This window comes from Pseudomonas sp. AKS31, assembly GCF_023634765.1.
GTDB lineage: Bacteria > Pseudomonadota > Gammaproteobacteria > Pseudomonadales > Pseudomonadaceae > Aquipseudomonas.
In genome coordinates, this window is the sequence record NZ_JAMLFX010000015.1 from 20033 (window position 1) to 39480 (window position 19448).

The 19448-nt window shown below is 59.2% G+C and carries 25 protein-coding genes; 15 read left to right on the forward strand and 10 right to left on the reverse strand.

Annotated elements, in window-relative coordinates:
• The first annotated feature begins 145 nt into the window (after positions 1-145).
• The 5 genes from M9827_RS24425 to M9827_RS24445 are packed head-to-tail and all read left to right on the forward strand — an operon-like array spanning position 146 to position 3915.
• Complete coding sequence (locus M9827_RS24425; RefSeq protein ID WP_250607613.1) at positions 146-553, forward strand: FagA protein; 408 nt, start codon at positions 146-148, stop codon at positions 551-553.
• A complete protein-coding gene (locus M9827_RS24430) occupies positions 534-1910 on the forward strand; it encodes a class II fumarate hydratase (protein WP_250607615.1) in 1377 nt (458 codons plus the stop codon). Before M9827_RS24425 ends, M9827_RS24430 begins: the two co-directional genes overlap by 20 nt.
• A gap of 27 nt (positions 1911-1937) precedes the next feature.
• Entirely contained in the window at positions 1938-2378 is a 441-nt protein-coding gene (locus tag M9827_RS24435) for a DUF2753 family protein (RefSeq protein WP_250607617.1), read from the forward strand.
• A 1-nt stretch (position 2379) separates the two neighbouring features.
• Entirely contained in the window at positions 2380-2991 is a 612-nt protein-coding gene (locus M9827_RS24440; RefSeq protein WP_250607619.1) for a superoxide dismutase, read from the forward strand.
• 30 nt (positions 2992-3021) lie between these two features.
• Positions 3022-3915 carry a ZIP family metal transporter gene (locus M9827_RS24445; RefSeq protein ID WP_250607621.1) on the forward strand — a complete coding sequence of 298 codons (894 nt, stop codon included), beginning with the start codon at positions 3022-3024 and terminating at the stop codon, positions 3913-3915.
• Positions 3916-3953: 38 nt separating this feature from the next.
• Here the strand turns inward: M9827_RS24445 and M9827_RS24450 are convergent, their stop codons facing one another.
• The 10 genes from M9827_RS24450 to M9827_RS24495 all read right to left on the reverse strand — a co-directional run bounded on the left by M9827_RS24450 (position 3954) and on the right by M9827_RS24495 (position 10980).
• Positions 3954-4229, reverse strand: a complete 276-nt coding sequence (locus M9827_RS24450; protein ID WP_250607623.1) for an HPr family phosphocarrier protein — start codon at positions 4227-4229, stop codon at positions 3954-3956.
• Positions 4230-4244: 15 nt separating this feature from the next.
• Positions 4245-5102 carry an RNase adapter RapZ gene (gene rapZ / locus M9827_RS24455; protein WP_250607625.1) on the reverse strand — a complete coding sequence of 286 codons (858 nt, stop codon included), beginning with the start codon at positions 5100-5102 and terminating at the stop codon, positions 4245-4247.
• A 2-nt stretch (positions 5103-5104) separates the two neighbouring features.
• Entirely contained in the window at positions 5105-5569 is a 465-nt protein-coding gene (ptsN, locus tag M9827_RS24460; RefSeq protein ID WP_123451686.1) for a PTS IIA-like nitrogen regulatory protein PtsN, read from the reverse strand.
• Between the two features lie 11 nt (positions 5570-5580).
• Complete coding sequence (gene hpf, locus M9827_RS24465; RefSeq protein ID WP_250607627.1) at positions 5581-5889, reverse strand: ribosome hibernation-promoting factor, HPF/YfiA family; 309 nt, start codon at positions 5887-5889, stop codon at positions 5581-5583.
• Between the two features lie 73 nt (positions 5890-5962).
• Entirely contained in the window at positions 5963-7456 is a 1494-nt protein-coding gene (locus M9827_RS24470; RefSeq protein ID WP_250607629.1) for an RNA polymerase factor sigma-54, read from the reverse strand.
• Positions 7457-7643: 187 nt separating this feature from the next.
• A complete protein-coding gene (gene lptB, locus M9827_RS24475) occupies positions 7644-8369 on the reverse strand; it encodes an LPS export ABC transporter ATP-binding protein (RefSeq protein WP_008085069.1) in 726 nt (241 codons plus the stop codon).
• A complete protein-coding gene (lptA, locus tag M9827_RS24480) occupies positions 8369-8914 on the reverse strand; it encodes a lipopolysaccharide transport periplasmic protein LptA (RefSeq protein WP_007912414.1) in 546 nt (181 codons plus the stop codon). The genes lptB and lptA overlap by 1 nt, the downstream gene beginning before the upstream one ends.
• On the reverse strand, positions 8901-9473 hold the full coding sequence (lptC, locus tag M9827_RS24485; protein WP_250607631.1) for an LPS export ABC transporter periplasmic protein LptC: 573 nt from the start codon (positions 9471-9473) through the stop codon (positions 8901-8903). The genes lptA and lptC overlap by 14 nt, the downstream gene beginning before the upstream one ends.
• Before the next feature lie 8 nt (positions 9474-9481).
• Positions 9482-10006 carry a KdsC family phosphatase gene (locus M9827_RS24490; RefSeq protein WP_141127747.1) on the reverse strand — a complete coding sequence of 175 codons (525 nt, stop codon included), beginning with the start codon at positions 10004-10006 and terminating at the stop codon, positions 9482-9484.
• Positions 10006-10980, reverse strand: coding sequence for a KpsF/GutQ family sugar-phosphate isomerase (locus M9827_RS24495; protein WP_007912405.1), 975 nt, complete (start codon positions 10978-10980; stop codon positions 10006-10008). Before M9827_RS24495 ends, M9827_RS24490 begins: the two co-directional genes overlap by 1 nt.
• Positions 10981-11255: 275 nt before the next feature.
• Here M9827_RS24495 and M9827_RS24500 point away from each other — a divergent pair, with 275 nt between their 5' ends.
• The 10 genes from M9827_RS24500 (at position 11256) to hisC (ending at position 19222) form a co-directional block, all read left to right on the forward strand.
• Positions 11256-12065, forward strand: coding sequence for an ATP-binding cassette domain-containing protein (locus M9827_RS24500; protein ID WP_250607633.1), 810 nt, complete (start codon positions 11256-11258; stop codon positions 12063-12065).
• Positions 12065-12862, forward strand: coding sequence for a lipid asymmetry maintenance ABC transporter permease subunit MlaE (gene mlaE / locus M9827_RS24505; RefSeq protein ID WP_003221704.1), 798 nt, complete (start codon positions 12065-12067; stop codon positions 12860-12862). Before M9827_RS24500 ends, mlaE begins: the two co-directional genes overlap by 1 nt.
• Positions 12862-13329, forward strand: a complete 468-nt coding sequence (gene mlaD, locus M9827_RS24510; protein ID WP_007912400.1) for an outer membrane lipid asymmetry maintenance protein MlaD — start codon at positions 12862-12864, stop codon at positions 13327-13329. Before mlaE ends, mlaD begins: the two co-directional genes overlap by 1 nt.
• Positions 13330-13340: 11 nt before the next feature.
• Positions 13341-13994 (forward strand): MlaC/ttg2D family ABC transporter substrate-binding protein, encoded by a 654-nt coding sequence (locus M9827_RS24515; RefSeq protein WP_250607635.1) that lies wholly within the window; start codon positions 13341-13343, stop codon positions 13992-13994.
• Positions 13991-14296 carry an STAS domain-containing protein gene (locus tag M9827_RS24520; RefSeq protein ID WP_250607637.1) on the forward strand — a complete coding sequence of 102 codons (306 nt, stop codon included), beginning with the start codon at positions 13991-13993 and terminating at the stop codon, positions 14294-14296. The genes M9827_RS24515 and M9827_RS24520 overlap by 4 nt, the downstream gene beginning before the upstream one ends.
• Positions 14297-14412: 116 nt before the next feature.
• Positions 14413-14652 carry a BolA family protein gene (locus M9827_RS24525; protein WP_007912386.1) on the forward strand — a complete coding sequence of 80 codons (240 nt, stop codon included), beginning with the start codon at positions 14413-14415 and terminating at the stop codon, positions 14650-14652.
• 22 nt (positions 14653-14674) lie between these two features.
• Positions 14675-15940 (forward strand): UDP-N-acetylglucosamine 1-carboxyvinyltransferase, encoded by a 1266-nt coding sequence (murA, locus tag M9827_RS24530; protein WP_007912385.1) that lies wholly within the window; start codon positions 14675-14677, stop codon positions 15938-15940.
• Positions 15941-16067: 127 nt separating this feature from the next.
• On the forward strand, positions 16068-16703 hold the full coding sequence (gene hisG, locus M9827_RS24535) for an ATP phosphoribosyltransferase (protein WP_007912384.1): 636 nt from the start codon (positions 16068-16070) through the stop codon (positions 16701-16703).
• A 125-nt stretch (positions 16704-16828) separates the two neighbouring features.
• Positions 16829-18166, forward strand: coding sequence for a histidinol dehydrogenase (gene hisD, locus M9827_RS24540; protein ID WP_250607639.1), 1338 nt, complete (start codon positions 16829-16831; stop codon positions 18164-18166).
• A gap of 3 nt (positions 18167-18169) precedes the next feature.
• Positions 18170-19222, forward strand: coding sequence for a histidinol-phosphate transaminase (gene hisC / locus M9827_RS24545; protein WP_250607641.1), 1053 nt, complete (start codon positions 18170-18172; stop codon positions 19220-19222).
• Positions 19223-19448 lie beyond the last annotated feature (226 nt).

The window sequence follows — 19448 nt, forward strand, 5'->3', positions numbered from 1 at the left end:
ATTTAACAGCTGACTGCAGCGTTGACTGACACGACGCCTTCGCGAGCAGGCTCGCTCCTACAATAAATTGGAGTAACTCGGCGCTCTTGTTTTGGTTCTCATTATCATCTAATAATAAATCTCATTATCGGATGAGCCCCGGATCATGAGTTCTGCCTTGCACGAGCAGCCTTACCTCGAAAGCTGGCGCTGGATGAGTCGCCAGATCCGTTGCGCGATGGATCCCGACGAACCGCGCCTGATCGAACACTATCTGGCCGAAGGCCGGTATCTGGCCTGCTGTACGGCGACTTCTCCCTGGACCATCGCTGAAACCTCCTTCCGCCTGCTGCTCGACACGGCCACCGACATCGCGTTGCCGTGGCACTGGCGCAGCTTCTGTCTCGATCAAGCCTGGCGCCCGCTGCGTGAAATGGAGCGCCTGTCCCTGTGCAAATGCCGGCTCCAGCGCTGGCAACGCTACACCTGGCAGCTCGCCACCTGCGAACTGCTGCCCTCGATTCCCCTAATTGAACTGGTGCAAGGATTTTCAGATGACCAAGACACGCATTGAGCGCGACAGCATGGGCGACCTGCAGGTGCCGGTGGACGCTCTCTACGGCGCGCAAACCCAGCGCGCGGTGGATAACTTCCCGATCAGCGGCAAACCGATGCCGACGCAGTTCATCCGCGCGCTGATCCTCGCCAAAGCCGCCGCCGCCCGCGCCAACGTTGAGCTCAATCAGATCAGCGCCGCCCAGGGCAAAGCCATCAGCGACGCCGCGCAAGGCTTGCTTGAAGGCGACTTCATGCCGCATTTCCCGGTGGATATCTTCCAGACCGGCTCCGGCACCAGCTCGAACATGAACGCCAACGAAGTGATTGCGACCCTGGCCAGCCGTCTGCTCGGTGAACCGGTGAACGCCAACGATCACGTCAACTGCGGCCAGAGCAGCAACGACATCATCCCGACCACCATCCACGTCAGCGCTGCGCTGGCCCTGCATGAGCAACTGTTGCCGGCGCTGCTGCATCTGGTGCAAGTGATCGAGCAAAAAGCCACGCAAGTACATCATCACGTCAAAACCGGCCGCACGCATTTGATGGACGCGATGCCGGTGCGCATGAGCCAGGTACTCAATGGCTGGGCGCAGCAGCTCAAAGCCAACATCGCGCATTTGCAGGATTTGCTGCCGAGCCTGCAATCGCTGGCGCAGGGCGGCACGGCGGTCGGCACCGGGATCAACGCGCATCCTGAATTCGCCGCTCGATTCAGCCGTCATCTAAGCCAATTGACCGACGTGCAATTCACCCCGGGCAAGGATCTGTTCGCGCTGATCGGCTCGCAGGACACCGCCGTCGCCGTCTCTGGCCAGCTCAAGGCCACCGCAGTGTCGCTGATGAAAATCGCCAACGACCTGCGCTGGATGAACTCCGGCCCGCTCGCCGGCCTCGGCGAAATCGAACTCGAAGCCCTGCAACCGGGCTCGTCGATCATGCCGGGCAAAGTCAATCCGGTGATCCCGGAAGCCACTGCCATGGTTGCAGCACAAGTGATCGGCAATGATTCGGTGATCACCATCGCCGGCCAGTCGGGCAATTTCGAACTGAACGTGATGCTGCCGATCATCGCGCAGAACCTGTTGAGCAGCATCGAACTGCTGGCCAATTCCAGCCGCGTGCTCGGCGACAAAGCCATCGCCAACTTCAAGGTCAACGAATCGCGCTTGAAAGAAGCGTTGTCGCGTAACCCGATTCTGGTGACCGCACTGAACCCGATCATCGGTTACCAGAAAGCCGCTGAAATTGCCAAGCAGGCCTACCAGGAAGGCCGCGCGGTAATCGACGTCGCTCTGGAACACACCGACCTGTCACGCAGCCAACTTGAAGAGTTGCTCAACCCCGAGAAACTCACCGCCGGCGGCGTGTAAACCCCGCAACCGCTTTGGAGGCTCACCATGGAGCACTGGAAACGCACGATCGAACGGGCCAATCGCTGCTTCATGCTCGGCGAACTGATCGACGCCCGTGAGGCTTACCTGCAAGCCCTGGCCCTGGCGCAAGTGTTGTTCGAACGTTGGGCGAATGCCGACGAAGCGGTGGCGGCTTGCGTCATCTCCCACCATAACCTGGCGGACCTGCACCTGCGCCTGAATCAGCCGGAGGAAAGCGCCGAATACCTTTGCGCCATCCATCAACGCTTGTTGCAGACCATGCAGGACGAACGTCAGCGCCTGGCCCTGCGTGAAGCGGCGTTGCGCCAGAGCAGCAAAACCTACGTCGAGCTGTTGAATTTCATCAGCGAGCACGGCGAGTACCCGCGTACCCAGCGCCTGCTGCACCCCGATACCGGCAATGCGCGCCGCGCGCCTGCCTCTCATCACCATGGAGTCCATTGAAATGGCTTTTACCTTGCCGGCCCTGCCTTACGCCTACGACGCCCTCGAACCGCATATCGATGCACAAACCATGGAGATTCATTACACCAAGCATCATCAGACTTACATCAACAACCTCAACGCGGCAGTAGAAGGCACTGAATACGCCGAATGGCCGGTGGAAAAACTCGTTTCCAGTGTTCAACAACTGCCGGAAAAGCTTCGAGCGGCGGTGATCAATCAGGGCGGCGGTCACGCTAATCACTCATTGTTCTGGGAAGTGATGGTGCCGAGCGGTGGCGGCAAGCCTGATGGTGCGCTGGCCAAGGCCATCGATGAGCAACTGGGCGGCCTCGACAGCTTCAAGGAAGCTTTCACCAAAGCCGCGCTGACCCGTTTCGGCAGCGGCTGGGCGTGGCTGAGCGTGACCCCGGAGAAAAAGCTCATCGTGGAAAGCAGCGGCAACCAGGACAGCCCGCTGATGAACGGCAACACGCCGATTCTTGGTCTCGACGTCTGGGAGCACGCCTATTACCTGCGCTATCAGAACCGTCGCCCGGAATACATCAACGCCTTTTACAACGTGATCAACTGGCCTGAAGTGGCTGCGCGCTATCAGGCCGCACTGGTTTAAGCCTCCTATAAAAACAATCCAGGGCTGACTATGGGCACTGAAACACTGGCGATCGGAAGTGGGCGTATGTTTCGTTACGCGGTGGGATCGCTGTTGCTGTTGGCGGGCATGACCTTGCTGGTCGGTCACGCACTGCAATGGCTGGATCTGGAGCCAAGGCTGTTGCGGGCGTTGCAGGGCGGCGCGATCTGCGCCCTCGGCACGGCGCTTGGCGCTGTCCCGGTGCTGGTGATTCGGCGGATGCCGCAGACACTCAGTGATACCTTGCTGGGTTTTGGTGCCGGGGTGATGCTGGCGGCGACCGCTTTTTCGTTGATCGTGCCGGGCATTGCCGCCGCCGAAAGCCTCGGACTGACCCCGTGGGGCGCCAGCGGCCTGATCTGCTTCGGCATCATGCTCGGTGCGTTCGGGCTGTATCTGGTTGATCGCAAGGTGTCCGGCGCTTCTGCGGAAATGCTCGTCGGCACTGTCGAGCATCCGGTGATTCCGCCACGGATCTGGCTGTTCGTGTTCGCCATCATTGCCCATAATATCCCGGAAGGCATGGCCGTTGGCGTTTCCGCTGGCGGCGGCATGCCGGATGCGGACAGTCTGGCCATGGGCATCGCTCTGCAGGATGTGCCGGAAGGACTGGTGATTGCCTTGGTACTGGCTGGGGCGGGAATGTCGCGGGTCAGGGCGTTCCTGATTGGTGCGGCGTCAGGTCTGGTCGAGCCGGTGTTTGCGCTGTTGTGTGCGTGGCTTGTGAGTCTGGCGCAGGTGTTGTTGCCATTAGGTCTGGCATTGGCGGCGGGGGCGATGTTGCTGGTGGTGACCCACGAAGTGATACCCGAGTCGCGACGCCATGGTCATGACAAGCTGGCCAGTCTTGGCTTGTTGATCGGGTTTTGTTTGATGATGGTGATGGATACGGCGCTGGGCTGAATGAAGGTAAGGAGGGAGCAAGCTCCCTCAGTGGCGGATCAACCGCCTTCGTCGAAGTAGTTGTTGATCAGCGCCACCAAGGCATCCATTGCCTCTTCGGCCTGTTCACCTTCGGTGCTCAAATGGATTTTGGTGCCCTTGCCGGCCGCAAGCATCATCATCGCCATGATGCTTTTACCGTCCACTGCTGTTTCGGGCGTTCGACCGACTCTTATCATCGTCTCCGGAAACTTGCCGGCCACGCCGACAAATTTAGCCGATGCCCGGGCATGTAGACCTAATTTGTTGATGATTTCGATTTCACGAGCAGGCATCGCGGAGTGAATCCTTTAAGTGAGGTCGCGGTGGCGAACCTGGACGTTCTTCAGGGTTTTCTGCAGGGCCTGACCCAGACGTTCGGTCAGGTAGACGGAACGGTGATGCCCGCCGGTGCAGCCAATGGCAATGGTGACGTAGGCGCGGTTGCTCGCGGCGAAGCGCGGCAGCCACTTTTGCAGGTAGGTGAAGATGTCCTGAAACATTTCTTCGACTTCCGGCTGTGCTGCAAGGTATTCGGCCACCGGCGCATCGAGACCTGATTGCGCGCGCAGTTCCGGCTTCCAGTACGGATTGGGCAGGCAGCGCACATCGAATACCAGATCCGCATCCACAGGCATGCCGCGCTTGAAGCCGAATGACTCGACCAGGAAAGCCGTACCAGGCTCCGGCTGGTTCAGCAGACGCAGCTTGATCGAGTCGCGCAACTGGTACAGGTTCAGGTTGGTGGTGTTGATCTTCAGGTCAGCGAGGTCGGCAATCGGGCCGAGCAGGGCGGTTTCATCCTGGATCGCCTCGGCCAGCGAGCGATTGGCGTTGCTCAGGGGATGGCGACGGCGCGTTTCAGAAAAACGCTTGAGCAGGGTTTCCTCGTCGGCATCCAGATACAGGACGTCGCACTGGATGTGCTTGCTTCGGACATCTTCAAGCAGTTCGGGGAAACGAGAAAGGTGGCTCGGCAGGTTGCGTGCATCAATCGATACGGCTACCAGCGGTTGCGCCAGTTCGGTGTGAATCAGCGCGCGTTCGGCCAGTTCCGGCAGCAGGCCTGCGGGCAGGTTGTCGATGCAGTAATAGCCGTTGTCCTCAAGAACATCCAGAGCTGTGCTTTTACCCGAGCCGGAGCGGCCACTGACGATGATCAAACGCATGATTAATGCCCGTTCTGCTCGCTCAGGACGACCTGATACAAGGCTTCGCTACTCGGTGCGCTGCGCAGTTTTTCGCGCACTTCCTTGCGATCAAGCATGCTGGCGATCTGACGCAGCAACTCCAGATGCGCATCGGTGGCAGCCTCCGGGACCAGCAGGACGAACAGGAGGTCAACCGGTGCGCCGTCAATGGCGTCGAAATCAATTGGAGCGTCAAGGTGCATCAGCGCACTGATCGGTGCTGTGCAACCCTTGAGGCGGCAATGGGGGATGGCGATGCCGTTACCAAAACCGGTAGAACCGAGTTTTTCACGGGCAATCAACGCCTCGAAGACATCTTGCATCTCCAGATCCGGCACTTCTCGGGCGATCAGGTTGGCAATTTGTTCGAGGGCTTTCTTTTTGCTGCCGCCCGGCACGTTCACGAGGGAACGGCCGGGGGTCAGGATACTTTCAAGTCGGATCATGGGGTGGGGGGTTATCGACCGGTCGCGCCCTGGAGCAGGCTCTGGGTCTTTTCCTTATGCTTTTTGAGTTGTTTATCCAGCTTGTCGGTCAAGGCGTCGATCGCCGCGTACATATCGGTATGTTCCGCGTTGGCGACCACTTCGCTGCCGGGTATATGCAAGGTGGCTTCGATTTTCTGCTTCAGCTTTTCGACGCACATCGTGACCTGCACGTTGGTGATCTTGTCGAAATGGCGCTCCAGTCGTTGGAGTTTTTCCTCGATATAGGCGCGCAGAGGTTGGGTCACTTCCAGTTGGTGTCCACTGATGTTGACTTGCATACAGCTTCTCCTTCGTTGCCAGTGCATAAAGCGGCAGGCTGGATAGCCTGCCACTGGAACGCTGTAACGTGGCTTACATCAACCGCTTGCGTTCGCTCGAAGGCGCGATCCCGAGGGATTCGCGGTACTTGGCGACGGTGCGGCGAGCCACCTGAATGCCTTGTGCCTCCAGTAAACCAGCGATCTTGCTGTCACTCAACGGCTTTTTCTGATTTTCCGCGGCAACCAGTTTTTTGATGATCGCGCGGATCGCCGTGGACGAGCATTCGCCGCCTTCGGAGGTACTGACGTGGCTGGAGAAAAAGTATTTCAGTTCATAAATACCGCGCGGGGTATGCATGAATTTCTGCGTAGTCACCCGGGAAATCGTCGATTCGTGCATGCCGACCGCTTCAGCGATGTCGTGCAGGACCAACGGTTTCATGGCTTCGTCGCCGTATTCCAGAAAACCGCGCTGATGCTCGACGATCTGGGTGGCTACTTTCATCAGGGTTTCGTTGCGGCTTTGCAGGCTCTTGATGAACCAGCGGGCTTCCTGCAACTGATTGCGCATGAAGGTGTTGTCGGCGCTGGTGTCGGCACGGCGGACGAAACCGGCGTACTGGGCGTTGACGCGCAGACGCGGCACCGATTCCTGATTGAGTTCGACCAGCCAGCGCTCGTTGTCCTTGCGCACGATAACGTCAGGGACAACGTATTCGGCTTCGGTGGACTCGATTTGCGAGCCCGGGCGCGGATTGAGGCTTTGTACCAGTTCGATGACCTGGCGCAGCTCGTCTTCCTTGAGCTTCATCCGGCGCATCAACTGGCTGTAGTCGCGGCTGCCGAGCAGGTCGATGTAATCGCTGACCAAACGTTTCGCTTCAGTCAGCCAAGGCGTCTTGGCGGGTAACTGACGCAATTGCAGCAACAGGCATTCACTAAGGTTGCGCGCACCGATGCCGGCCGGTTCGAACTGCTGGATACGGTGCAGAACGGCTTCGATTTCGTCGAGTTCGATGTCCAGTTCCGGATCGAACGCCTCGAGAATCTCTTCGAGGGTTTCATCCAGATAGCCCTGATTGTTGATGCAATCGATCAGGGTGACGGCGATCAGGCGATCGGTGTCGGACATCGGTGCGAGGTTCAGTTGCCACAGCAGGTGGCTTTGCAGGCTCTCGCCGGCCGAGGTGCGGGTGGTGAAGTCCCACTCGTCGTCATCGCTGCTCGGCAGGCTGCTGGCGCTGGTCTGGTAGACGTCTTCCCACGCGGTATCGACTGGCAGTTCGTTGGGGATACGTTCGCTCCAGTCACCTTCCTCGAGGTTGTCCACCGTCGGCGCGGTTTCCTGATACGAGGGTTCCTGGATCTCGGTGTTGGGCTTCTGTTCGGCGTTGTCGGCCATTGGGTCGGAATTGTCGAAGTCGTCGCCTTCTTCCTGGCGTTCGAGCATCGGATTGGATTCCAGCGCCTCCTGGATTTCCTGTTGCAGATCCAGGGTCGACAATTGGAGCAGGCGGATGGCCTGTTGCAGCTGCGGTGTCATCGTCAGCTGCTGGCCCATTCTCAAGACTAGCGATGGTTTCATGGCAGGGGCTTAACACCTTATTCGCCGGCGCTATGCGCCATCCACTACAGGGCGCCGAAGCGCCAAACTTAAGCAAATTATATGCCTGAAACTGAAGTGTTTGCCTAGAGCGCTGTAACAATTAAAGCGTATTAAATCCTGCTTGAATCGATACAGCGCCCCGGCGGCGCACCGGGCACTGTTGCGCTTACAGGCGGAACTCGTGGCCCAGATACACTTCCTTGACCAGATCGTTGGCCAGGATGGTTTCTGCGTCGCCTTCAGCGATCAGTTGACCATCGTTGACGATGTAAGCGGTTTCGCAGATGTCCAGCGTCTCACGGACGTTGTGGTCGGTGATCAACACACCGATACCCTTGGCCTTGAGGTGGTGGATGATCTGCTTGATGTCGCCGACCGAGATCGGGTCGACACCGGCGAACGGTTCGTCGAGCAGGATGAATTTCGGTGCAGTTGCCAGTGCGCGAGCGATTTCCACGCGGCGGCGTTCACCACCGGACAGGCTCATGCCAAGGTTGTCGCGGATGTGGCTGATGTGGAATTCCTGCAGCAGGCTTTCCAGCTCCTTGCGACGGCCGGCCTTGTCGAGTTCCTGACGAGTCTCGAGGATGGCCATGATGTTGTCGGCCACCGACAGTTTGCGGAAGATCGACGCTTCTTGCGGCAAATAGCCGATGCCAGCCTTTGCACGGCCGTGCATCGGCTGATGGCTGACGTCCAGATCATCGATCAGTACGCGGCCCTGATCGGCCTGTACCAGGCCGACGATCATGTAGAAGCACGTGGTCTTGCCGGCGCCGTTGGGGCCGAGCAGGCCGACGATCTGGCCGCTGTCGATCGACAGGCTGACGTCACGCACGACCTGGCGGCTTTTATAGGCCTTGGCCAGGTGCTGAGCTTTCAGAGTTGCCATTACTGGGTTTTCTCGTCGGTTTTCTTCTTCGGCTGGATCACCATGTCGATGCGCGGACGCGCCTCGGTGACCTTGCTGCCGGTAGCGCGACCGGCGCTGGCCAGTTTCTTCACGGTGTCATAGACGATTTTCTCGCCCTGAGTCGTGTTGTTGTCCTTGTCGACAACCTTGGCCTTGTCGATCAGCACAACGCGGTTTTGCGCGGCGTGGTACTGAATCGTCACGCCCCAGCCCTGCACGGGCTTGGCGTCACCTTGAGTTTGCAGTTGCTCGAAATAGGCGAGATTGCCCACCGACGTCACGACGTCGATATCACCGGCCGGGGTGCGAGTGATGGTCACCGTGTTGCCTTTAACGATCATCGAGCCCTGGGTAATGATCACATCACCTTTATAGGTTGCGATGCCGTTCTTGTCGTCCAGTTGGGCGTCGTCGGCCTGAATGCGGATAGGTTGCTGCTGATCGTTCGGCAGAGCCCAGGCGCTCACGCTTCCCAGTGCTGCGCCCAGACTGAGCAAAATAGGGAGGGTTTTAACGAGCCTCATACTGTCCTCTTACGTTCGATTGCAGGTGTATCCTGCTTTCCTTCAGGTACGCTTTCATTCCGACGCCAGTCGATACACCGCCAGCGCCCTCGATTCTAACGGGTTGCTCGGTCTGCGCATATTCTTGCTGCGGGAACACGGTCATGCGGGTGCTGGTGATCAGGGTGCCGCGGTTTTTCTCATCGGTGCGCTGTACGCGTACCGAGTCGATCAGTTCGACTTCGGTGCCGCCCGAGTTCACTTCGCCACGCTCGCTGGTCACGTGCCATGGGAAGTCAGTGCCGCGATACATGTTCAGATCCGGCTTGGTGACCAGAGTGATATCGGTGGCCTTGACGTGCTCGGCCTTGTCGGAAGTCATCTCGTACTGCACCTTGCCATCGGGCAAGTACTGAATGGTGTGTGTGTTGGTCGCGTACCAGTCGATCGGATTCTCGGCGGTCGAGACGGGCGGCTTGTCAAGGAAGCGTTCCGGGCTGATGTTCCAGTAGCCCACCGCAGCAAATATCGCGGCGATGCAGCCGAACAGCAGGAAGTTGCGAAATTTTTTGCTGAACATGGTTTGGCTCACAGGTACGCGGCGTTGGCCGCATCGAGGCGGCCCTGGGCGCGCAGGATCAATTCGCAGAATTCGCGGGCGGCACCTTCGCCACCACGGGCGCGGGTGACGCCATGGGCGTGCTCGCGGACGAAATCGGCAGCGTTGGCCACGGCCATGCCCAGGCCCACCCGGCGGATTACCGGAAGGTCGGGCAGGTCGTCACCGAGATAGGCGACCTCTTCATAACTTAGACCTAGTTGCTCAAGCAGGCCGTCGAGAACGACCAGTTTGTCTTCACGGCCCTGAAACAGGTGGGGAATCCCCAGGTTTTTCGCGCGACGCTCGACCACCGGGGTCTTGCGACCGCTGATGATAGCGGTCTGCACGCCCGCATTCATCAGCATTTTGATACCTTGGCCGTCGAGCGTGTTGAAGGTCTTGAATTCGCTGCCGTCTTCAAGGAAGTACAGACGCCCGTCAGTGAGGACACCGTCGACGTCGAAAACCGCCAGTTTGATCGCTTTGCCGCGTTGCAGCAGATCGTTGTTCATTACATGACTCCTGCGCGCAGCAGATCGGAGAGGTTGAAGGCGCCGACCGGGCGATCTTCTTCGTCTACGACGACCAGTGCGTTGATTCGGTGATCTTCCATGATTTTCAGGGCTTCGGCGGCCAGCATCTCGGGCCGTGCGGTCTTGCCGTGGGCCGTCATTACCTGGTCGATGGTGGCGCTGCGAATGTCGATGCTGCGATCCAGTGTGCGACGCAAGTCGCCGTCAGTGAAGATCCCGGCCAGTTTACCGTCAGTTTCGAGGATGACGGTCATGCCCAGACCTTTACGGGTCATTTCCATCAATGCGTCCTTGAGCAGCGTGCCGCGTTGGACTTGCGGCAACTCCTGCCCAGCGTGCATGACGTTTTCCACTTTCAGCAGCAGGCGACGGCCGAGGGCGCCACCCGGGTGCGAGAAAGCGAAATCTTCGGCGGTGAAGCCGCGTGCTTCCAGCAAGGCGACGGCCAGCGCGTCACCCATGACCAGCGCAGCGGTGGTCGAGGACGTCGGCGCCAGGTTCAGCGGGCAGGCTTCATGCTCGACGTGAACATTGAGATTGACCTCGGCAGCCTTGGCCAGCGGCGATTGCGGGTTGCCGGTGACGCTGATCAACTGGATGCCCAGGCGTTTGATCAGCGGCAGCAGGGTTACGATTTCATTGGTCGAGCCGGAGTTCGACAGAGCGAGGATCACATCGTCACGAGTGATCATGCCCATGTCGCCATGGCTGGCTTCGGCCGGGTGGACAAAGAAAGCAGGAGTACCGGTGCTGGCCAGGGTGGCGGCAATCTTGTTGCCGATGTGCCCGGACTTGCCCATGCCGACCACGACTACACGGCCTTTACTGGCCAGAATCATCTCGCAAGCGCGTACGAAATCGGCATCGATATGGGGCAACAAGCCTTGTACGGCCTCCACTTCGAGTTGGATGGTGCGTTGTGCCGATTGAATCAGGTCGCTGGATTGGCTCATGTCAGAAATCGTATAGCCCGATGAAAAGGCGGCGATTATAGCGGTTATGTTGCAAAGCCTCACGCAAGTTCGTCGTGCTTTGTCATTACTCGTTACCAAAACCCGGGAAACGAGCCTGCGCACCTGTCATATCGCCGAACACAGACTGGTACAAGCCTTGGGCGCTTCACCTTTGCAGTGATATAGTTCGCCGCCAGTTCGGCCTGCCCGGGATGTACGTACTTTTCAAGTAAAGACAGGCGTCCGAGTGAGAGGCTGCATCGCAAGGAGTTTAGATGAGTGCCGATAACGCCTACGCGGTCGAGCTGAAGGGAGTCTCCTTCAAGCGCGGTGCGCGCAGCATTTTCAATAACGTCGATATTCGCATACCGCGCGGCAAGGTCACCGGCATCATGGGACCTTCCGGGTGTGGCAAGACCACGCTGCTGCGATTGATGGGCGCACAACTGCGCCCTGCCAGCGGCGAAGTCTGGGTCAACGGCCAGAACCTGCCTGCGCTTTCGCGCAGCGATCTGTTCGATGCGCGAAAGCGCATGGGTGTGCTGTTTCAAAGCGGCGCGCTGTTCACCGATCTCGATGTATTCGAGAACGTGGCTTTCCCCCTGCGTGTTCATACCGATTTGCCGGAAGAAATGATCCGCGACATCGTCCTGCTCAAATTGCAGGCGGTCGGTCTGCGCGGCGCCATCGAGTTGATGCCGGATGAGCTGTCCGGTGGCATGAAGCGCCGCGTCGCACTGGCGCGGGCGATTGCGCTCGATCCGCAGATCCTCATGTACGACGAACCGTTCGTCGGGCAGGACCCGATCGCCATGGGCGTGCTGGTCCGCCTGATTCGCCTGCTCAACGATGCGCTGGGGATCACCAGTATCGTGGTCTCTCACGATCTGGCCGAAACCGCGAGCATCGCCGACTACATCTATGTGGTCGGTGACGGTCAGGTGCTGGGGCAGGGTACGCCGGACGAGTTGATGAACTCGGACGAGCCGCGTATCCGTCAGTTCATGACCGGCGATCCCGATGGCCCGGTGCCGTACCATTTTCCAGCGACGGATTACCGCGCAGATCTTCTGGGGAAGCGCTGATGCGCAGAATTTCATTAATAGAACGCGTGCGCCGGTTCGGCGAGGCGGCGATCGATGCCGTTGCGGTGTTCGGTCGTGCGACGCTGTTCCTGTTTCATGCCCTGCTGGGGCGTGGCGGGATCAGTGGCGGTTTCGGTCTGCTGGTCAAACAGTTGCATTCGGTCGGCGTGATGTCGCTGGTGATCATCGTCGTTTCCGGGATCTTCATCGGCATGGTGCTGGCGCTGCAAGGCTTCAGCATTCTGTCGAGCTACGGTTCGGAACAGGCGGTGGGGCAGATGGTGGCGCTGACCTTGCTGCGTGAGCTGGGTCCGGTGGTGACGGCGCTGTTGTTCGCCGGTCGTGCCGGTTCGGCACTGACCGCCGAGATCGGCAACATGAAGTCCACTGAGCAGCTTTCCAGCCTGGAAATGATCGGTGTCGATCCGCTCAAGTACATCATTGCCCCGCGCCTGTGGGCCGGCTTCATTTCCCTGCCGGTGCTGGCGATGATTTTCAGTGTGGTGGGCATCTGGGGTGGTTCGTGGGTGGCTGTCGACTGGCTGGGTGTGTATGAAGGCTCTTATTGGGCGAACATGCAGAACAGCGTGAATTTCACCAGTGACGTGCTCAATGGCGTGATCAAAAGTATTGTTTTTGCCTTTGTAGTGACCTGGATTGCCGTATTCCAAGGCTATGACTGTGAGCCCACTTCCGAGGGCATCAGTCGCGCCACCACCAAGACCGTGGTATTCGCCTCGCTGGCGGTACTGGGTCTGGACTTTATTCTGACTGCTTTGATGTTTGGAGATTTCTGATGCAAAACCGCACCCTGGAAATCGGTGTCGGCCTGTTCCTGCTGGCAGGGATCCTGGCCTTGTTGCTGCTTGCTTTGCGGGTCAGTGGTCTGTCTCCGACATCGACCACCGACACCTATAAACTGTATGCCTACTTTGACAATATCGCCGGTTTGACGGTCAGAGCCAAAGTGACCATGGCCGGTGTGACCATCGGTAAGGTCACGGCGATCGATCTGGATCGCGACAGCTTCACCGGTCGGGTCACGCTGCAAGTGGATAAAAAGGTCGACAATCTGCCGACCGACTCCACTGCGTCTATCCTGACCGCTGGTCTGCTGGGCGAGAAGTACATCGGTATCAGCGTCGGCGGGGAAGACAAACCGCTGAAGGATGGCGGAACCATCCACGACACGCAGTCGTCACTGGTACTGGAAGACCTGATCGGTAAATTCCTGCTCAATACCGTTAGCAAAGATGCCAAATGAGGAGCTTTTGAATGATCTCTACCTTGCGACGTGGCCTGTTGGTGTTGCTCGCGGCCTTGCCTCTGATGGCTAACGCTGCGCCTGGGCAATCCGCGCATGATCTGGTTCAGGACACTACTAACCGGATGCTTGCCGACCTGGCTGCCAACAAAGAGAAGTACAAGCAGGATCCGCAGGGTTTCTACACGGCGTTGGATACCATCGTCGGTCCTGCGGTGGACGCTGAAGGCATTTCCAAAAGCATCATGACGGTCAAGTATTCGCGCAATGCCACGCCGGCGCAGATGAAGACCTTCGAACAAAACTTCAAGAAGGGCCTGTTCCAGTTCTACGGCAACGCCTTGCTCGAGTACAACAACCAGGGCATCAGCGTTGATCCTGCCAGGGACGAATCGGGCGATCGCACCAGCGTCAACATGACCGTCAAGGGTAGCAACGGCGCGATCTATCCGGTGCAGTACACGCTGGAGAAGATCAGTGGCGAGTGGAAACTGCGCAATGTGATCATCAACGGCATCAACATCGGCAAGTTGTTCCGCGATCAGTTCGCTGACGCGATGCAGCGCAATGGCAACGACCTGGACAAGACCATCAACAATTGGGCCGGTGAAGTCGCCAAGGCCAAAGAGTCCACGGACAAAGCTGCCGAGAAGCCAGCGCAATGAATGAGGCCGCAGTTCGTATGAGTGATGTCGACGAGCTTTTGCTCAGCGGAGTGCTGGATTACCGCACCGGCGCCGACCTGCGCAAGGAAGGCCAGGCGCTGATCAAATCGAGCAAGGCATCTTCGCTGGTGATTGACTGCTCGGCGGTGAAGAAGTCCAGCAGCGTCGGTTTGTCGTTGCTGCTGTGCTTCATGCGCGATGCCAACGCGGCCGGCAAGGCTGTCAGCATCCGCGCGATGCCCGAAGACATGCGCGAAATTGCTCAGGTCAGTGAACTGACCGAACTGTTGGCGCAACCCTGAACCCGCATCAATAAAGAAGCCCCCCGTCAGAGTCCTGCCAATGCGGGGTTCGCAGGCGCGGGGCTTTTTTGTATGATGTCCGACCCGTGCGCACAGGGCGCCGATTGAGGTTGAGCATGCAGGCCGTAGAAGTGAAGAGCTTCCTTGAAGGAAAGCTGCCCGGAACGTTGGTAGAAGTTGAAGGCGAAGGCTGCAATTTCCAGCTGAACGTGATTAGCGATGAACTGGCGGCGTTGAGCCCGGTGAAGCGTCAGCAGCAGATCTATGCCCATTTGAACCCATGGATCACCGATGGCAGCATCCATGCGGTCACTATGAAATTTTTCAGCAGCGCGGCCTGGGCCGAGCGCACCTGAGCCTAAGGGCGTCGAGATTCTTATGGATAAATTGATTATTACCGGTGGCGCTCGTCTTGATGGCGAGATCCGTATTTCCGGGGCAAAGAACTCTGCCCTGCCGATCCTGGCTGCCACGCTGCTGTGCGATGGCCCGGTGACCGTTGGCAACCTGCCGCACCTGCACGACATCACCACCATGATCGAGCTGTTCGGTCGCATGGGCATTGAGCCGGTGATCGACGAGAAACTCAGCGTCGAAATCGACCCGCGCACCATCAAGACCCTGATCGCGCCGTACGAACTGGTGAAAACCATGCGTGCGTCGATTCTGGTGCTGGGCCCGATGGTTGCCCGTTTTGGTGAAGCCGAAGTTGCACTGCCTGGCGGTTGCGCGATCGGTTCGCGTCCGGTCGATCTGCACATCCGTGGCCTCGAAGCCATGGGCGCAGTCATCGACGTCGAAGGCGGCTACATCAAGGCCAAGGCGCCTGAAGGTGGCTTGCGCGGTGCGCACTTCTTCTTCGATACCGTCAGCGTAACCGGTACCGAGAACATCATGATGGCCGCTGCTCTGGCCAAGGGTCGCAGCGTGTTGCAGAACGCCGCCCGTGAACCTGAAGTGGTTGACCTGGCGAACTTCCTCAACGCCATGGGCGCCAAGGTTTCCGGCGCTGGTACCGACACCATCACCATTGATGGCGTCGAGCGTCTGGGTTCGGCTTTCTATAAGGTCATGCCTGACCGCATCGAAACCGGCACCTACCTGGTTGCCGCTGCCGTGACCGGCGGCCGCGTTAAGGTCAAGGACACTGATCCGACCATCCTTGAAGCCGTTCTGGAAAAACTCCGTGAAGCCGGCGCAGAAATCACCTGTGGTGAAGACTGGATCGAGCTGAACATGCACGGCAAGCGTCCGAAAGCGGTCAACGTGCGCACCGCGCCGTACCCGGCTTTCCCGACTGACATGCAGGCCCAGTTCATCTCGCTCAACGCCATTGCCGAAGGCACCGGTGCCGTGATCGAGACGATCTTCGAAAACCGTTTCATGCACGTGTACGAACTGCACCGCATGGGCGCCAAGATCCAGGTCGAAGGCAACACTGCCATCGTCACCGGTACTGAAGTCCTCAAGGGCGCGCCAGTGATGGCGACCGACCTGCGTGCTTCGGCAAGCCTGGTGATCTCGGCACTGGTTGCCGAAGGCGATACGCTGATCGACCGCATCTACCACATCGACCGTGGTTACGAGTGCATCGAAGAAAAACTGCAGATGCTGGGCGCCAAGATCCGTCGCGTTCCGGGCTGATTGCTGCATCGGGACACAGGGACGTGTCCGTTGAATTCGTTTTGAGTCGAGCCGGTTTCCGCCTCGATGTGTGTCCGGCGCCGATTGCGACCGGACATGAGTACCTTGATAAGGACTGACGTTTCCCATGTTGACCATCGCACTGTCCAAGGGCCGCATCCTTGACGACACCCTGCCGCTTCTCGCCGAAGCGGGCATTGTGCCGACCGAGAATCCGGACAAGAGCCGCAAGCTGATCATTCCCACGACCCAGGACGACGTTCGTCTGCTGATCGTGCGCGCCACCGATGTGCCGACTTACGTCGAGCATGGCGCGGCTGACCTCGGCGTTGCCGGTAAAGACGTGTTGATGGAATACACCGGCCAGGGTCTCTACGAGCCTCTGGATCTGCAGATTGCCCAGTGCAAGCTGATGACTGCCGGCAAGATCGGCGCGCCGGAGCCAAAAGGTCGTCTGCGCGTGGCGACCAAGTTCGTCAACGTCGCCAAGCGTTACTACGCCGAGCAGGGCCGTCAGGTCGATATCATCAAGCTGTACGGCTCGATGGAACTGGCGCCGCTGATCGGTCTGGCCGACAAGATCATCGACGTGGTCGACACCGGCAACACCCTGCGCGCCAATGGCCTGGAACCCCAGGAACTGATCGCCACGATCAGCTCGCGTCTGGTGGTCAATAAAGCTTCGATGAAAATGCAACACGCCCGAATCCAGGCGTTGATCGATACCCTGCGCAACGCAGTGGAATCGCGACACCGCGGCTGATTCACCTGCGCGACGCTGAGTCGCGCCCGTCTATCCGCCTCATAGCCAGAATCTCAGGTGCCCAAGCGGAAACGACTGCTAAGTTAGGGCGCCTGAGTTTTTGCCATTCCTATGAGGCTCTCGCTATGACCGCACCGACTGCAATTCGCCGACTCAACGCTGCTGACCCGGATTTCGCGCATCATCTGGATCATCTGCTGAGCTGGGAAAGTGTGTCTGACGACTCGGTCAATCAGCGCGTGCTGGACATCATCAAGGCTGTACGCGAGCGCGGTGACGCGGCGCTGGTCGAGTTTACCCAGAAGTTCGACGGCCTCGAAGTCGCCTCGATGGCCGACCTGATCCTGCCGCGCGAGCGTCTGGAACTGGCCCTGACCCGCATTACCGTGGAGCAGCGCGAAGCGTTGGAAAAAGCCGCAGCTCGTGTACGCAGCTACCACGAAAAACAGAAACAGGACTCCTGGAGCTACACCGAAGCCGACGGCACCGTGCTCGGCCAGAAGGTCACGCCGCTGGATCGCGCGGGTCTCTATGTACCGGGTGGCAAGGCGTCGTATCCGTCGTCGGTGCTGATGAACGCGATTCCGGCCAAGGTCGCTGGTGTGACCGAAGTGGTCATGGTCGTGCCGACCCCGCGCGGTGAAATCAACGAACTGGTGCTGGCGGCCGCGTGCATCGCTGGCGTTGACCGGGTGTTCACCATCGGTGGCGCGCAAGCGGTTGCCGCGTTGGCTTATGGCACCGAAAGCGTGCCGCAGGTCGACAAAGTGGTTGGCCCGGGCAATATCTATGTCGCCACCGCCAAGCGCCACGTGTTCGGTCAGGTCGGCATCGACATGATCGCCGGCCCTTCGGAAATCCTTGTGGTGTGCGACGGCCAGACCGATCCGGACTGGATTGCCATGGACCTGTTCTCGCAAGCCGAGCACGACGAAGACGCGCAGGCGATTCTGGTCAGCCCGGACGCCGAGTTCCTCGACAAGGTCGCCGCGAGCATCGACAAGCTGCTGCCGACCATGGACCGCGCGACCATCATTGAAACCTCGATCAATGGCCGTGGTGCACTGATCCACGTGCGCGACATGGCGCAAGCGATCGAAGTCGCCAACCGTATTGCCCCGGAACACTTGGAGCTGTCGGTCGCTGACCCGCAAGCCTGGCTGCCGCAGATCCGCCACGCTGGCGCGATCTTCATGGGCCGCCACACTTCCGAGGCGCTGGGCGATTACTGCGCAGGCCCGAACCACGTGCTGCCGACCTCCGGCACCGCACGGTTCTCCTCGCCGCTGGGCGTGTACGACTTCCAGAAACGCTCGTCGATCATCTTCTGCTCCGAGGCCGGGGCTTCCGAGCTGGGTAAAACGGCATCCGTGCTGGCTCGTGGCGAATCGCTGAGCGCCCACGCGCGCAGCGCCGAATACCGCATCAAAGACGAAGACTTTCTAAAAGGGCAGGGGAACTGAGCGATGAGTAAATTCTGGAGCCCGTTCGTCAAGGATCTGGTGCCGTATGTGCCGGGCGAACAGCCGAAGCTGACCAAACTGGTCAAGCTCAATACCAACGAAAATCCGTACGGCCCATCGCCAAAAGCCTTGGCGGCGATGCAGGTGGAACTGAATGACAACCTGCGTCTGTACCCGGACCCGAACAGCGACCTGCTGAAAACCGCAGTCGCCCAGTATTACGGCGTGCAGAGCAGTCAGGTGTTCCTGGGCAACGGTTCGGACGAAGTGCTCGCACACATCTTCCACGGTTTGCTGCAACATGATCAGCCGTTGTTGTTCCCGGACATCAGCTACAGCTTCTATCCGGTTTACTGCGGTTTGTACGGCATCAAGTTCGATGCGGTGCCGCTGGACGCGCAGTTCCAGATCGACCCGGCGGACTATGCCAAGCCGAACGGCGGGATCATTTTCCCGAATCCGAACGCACCCACCGGTTGCCTGTTGGCGCTGGACGCGGTCGAGCAGATCCTCAAGGCCAGCCCGGATTCGGTGGTCGTGGTCGACGAGGCGTATATCGACTTCGGCGGCGAAACCGCGATCAGTCTGGTGGACCGTTATCCGAACCTGCTGGTGACACAGACCCTGTCCAAGTCGCGCTCCCTGGCCGGGCTGCGCGTGGGGCTGGCGGTCGGCCATCCGGATCTGATCGAAGCGCTGGAGCGGATCAAGAACAGCTTCAACTCCTATCCGCTGGATCGCCTGGCCATTGTCGGTGCGGCGGCGGCGTTCGAGGATCGTGAATATTTCGACAAGACCTGCCGCTTGGTGATCGAGAGCCGTGAGTGGGTGATTGCGCAGTTGCAAGCCAAGGGTTTTGAAGTGCTGCCGTCGGCGGCCAACTTCATCTTCGCCCGGCATCCGCAGCACGATGCGGCAGGACTGGCGGCCAAGCTGCGTGAGCAGGGTGTGATTGTGCGGCACTTCAAGCAGGAGCGGATTGCGCAGTTCCTGCGGATTTCGATTGGTACGCCGGAGCAGAATCAGGCGCTGATCGATGGGCTTGGCGACCTCTAAAAGCAAAGCCCTCACCCTAACCCTCTCCCAAAGGGAGAGGGGACTGACTGGGGGATATTGCAGAGTTTCGCCGACGTGAAAGTGCTGTACCGAATCCATAATCGACTCGGTCTTTCAGGTCGATGCACCCCGCAAGACAACTCGGTCGGCTCCCTGTCCCAAAGGGAGAGGGGACTGACTGGGGGATATTGCAGAGTTTCGCCGACGTGAAAGTGCTGTACCGAAT

Excerpts from the sequence above, each read along its gene's own strand:
- M9827_RS24425 (WP_250607613.1), top strand. The coding sequence starts at position 146 with ATGAGTTCTGCCTTGCACGAGCAGCCTTACCTCGAAAGCTGGCGCTGG.
- M9827_RS24430 (WP_250607615.1), top strand. The coding sequence starts at position 534 with ATGACCAAGACACGCATTGAGCGCGACAGCATGGGCGACCTGCAGGTG.
- M9827_RS24435 (WP_250607617.1), top strand. The coding sequence starts at position 1,938 with ATGGAGCACTGGAAACGCACGATCGAACGGGCCAATCGCTGCTTCATG.
- M9827_RS24440 (WP_250607619.1), top strand. The coding sequence starts at position 2,380 with ATGGCTTTTACCTTGCCGGCCCTGCCTTACGCCTACGACGCCCTCGAA.
- M9827_RS24445 (WP_250607621.1), top strand. The coding sequence starts at position 3,022 with ATGGGCACTGAAACACTGGCGATCGGAAGTGGGCGTATGTTTCGTTAC.
- M9827_RS24450 (WP_250607623.1), bottom strand. The coding sequence starts at position 4,229 with ATGCCTGCTCGTGAAATCGAAATCATCAACAAATTAGGTCTACATGCC.
- rapZ (WP_250607625.1), bottom strand. The coding sequence starts at position 5,102 with ATGCGTTTGATCATCGTCAGTGGCCGCTCCGGCTCGGGTAAAAGCACA.
- ptsN (WP_123451686.1), bottom strand. The coding sequence starts at position 5,569 with ATGATCCGACTTGAAAGTATCCTGACCCCCGGCCGTTCCCTCGTGAAC.
- hpf (WP_250607627.1), bottom strand. The coding sequence starts at position 5,889 with ATGCAAGTCAACATCAGTGGACACCAACTGGAAGTGACCCAACCTCTG.
- M9827_RS24470 (WP_250607629.1), bottom strand. The coding sequence starts at position 7,456 with ATGAAACCATCGCTAGTCTTGAGAATGGGCCAGCAGCTGACGATGACA.
- lptB (WP_008085069.1), bottom strand. The coding sequence starts at position 8,369 with ATGGCAACTCTGAAAGCTCAGCACCTGGCCAAGGCCTATAAAAGCCGC.
- lptA (WP_007912414.1), bottom strand. The coding sequence starts at position 8,914 with ATGAGGCTCGTTAAAACCCTCCCTATTTTGCTCAGTCTGGGCGCAGCA.
- lptC (WP_250607631.1), bottom strand. The coding sequence starts at position 9,473 with ATGTTCAGCAAAAAATTTCGCAACTTCCTGCTGTTCGGCTGCATCGCC.
- M9827_RS24490 (WP_141127747.1), bottom strand. The coding sequence starts at position 10,006 with ATGAACAACGATCTGCTGCAACGCGGCAAAGCGATCAAACTGGCGGTT.
- M9827_RS24495 (WP_007912405.1), bottom strand. The coding sequence starts at position 10,980 with ATGAGCCAATCCAGCGACCTGATTCAATCGGCACAACGCACCATCCAA.
- M9827_RS24500 (WP_250607633.1), top strand. The coding sequence starts at position 11,256 with ATGAGTGCCGATAACGCCTACGCGGTCGAGCTGAAGGGAGTCTCCTTC.
- mlaE (WP_003221704.1), top strand. The coding sequence starts at position 12,065 with ATGCGCAGAATTTCATTAATAGAACGCGTGCGCCGGTTCGGCGAGGCG.
- mlaD (WP_007912400.1), top strand. The coding sequence starts at position 12,862 with ATGCAAAACCGCACCCTGGAAATCGGTGTCGGCCTGTTCCTGCTGGCA.
- M9827_RS24515 (WP_250607635.1), top strand. The coding sequence starts at position 13,341 with ATGATCTCTACCTTGCGACGTGGCCTGTTGGTGTTGCTCGCGGCCTTG.
- M9827_RS24520 (WP_250607637.1), top strand. The coding sequence starts at position 13,991 with ATGAATGAGGCCGCAGTTCGTATGAGTGATGTCGACGAGCTTTTGCTC.
- M9827_RS24525 (WP_007912386.1), top strand. The coding sequence starts at position 14,413 with ATGCAGGCCGTAGAAGTGAAGAGCTTCCTTGAAGGAAAGCTGCCCGGA.
- murA (WP_007912385.1), top strand. The coding sequence starts at position 14,675 with ATGGATAAATTGATTATTACCGGTGGCGCTCGTCTTGATGGCGAGATC.
- hisG (WP_007912384.1), top strand. The coding sequence starts at position 16,068 with ATGTTGACCATCGCACTGTCCAAGGGCCGCATCCTTGACGACACCCTG.
- hisD (WP_250607639.1), top strand. The coding sequence starts at position 16,829 with ATGACCGCACCGACTGCAATTCGCCGACTCAACGCTGCTGACCCGGAT.
- hisC (WP_250607641.1), top strand. The coding sequence starts at position 18,170 with ATGAGTAAATTCTGGAGCCCGTTCGTCAAGGATCTGGTGCCGTATGTG.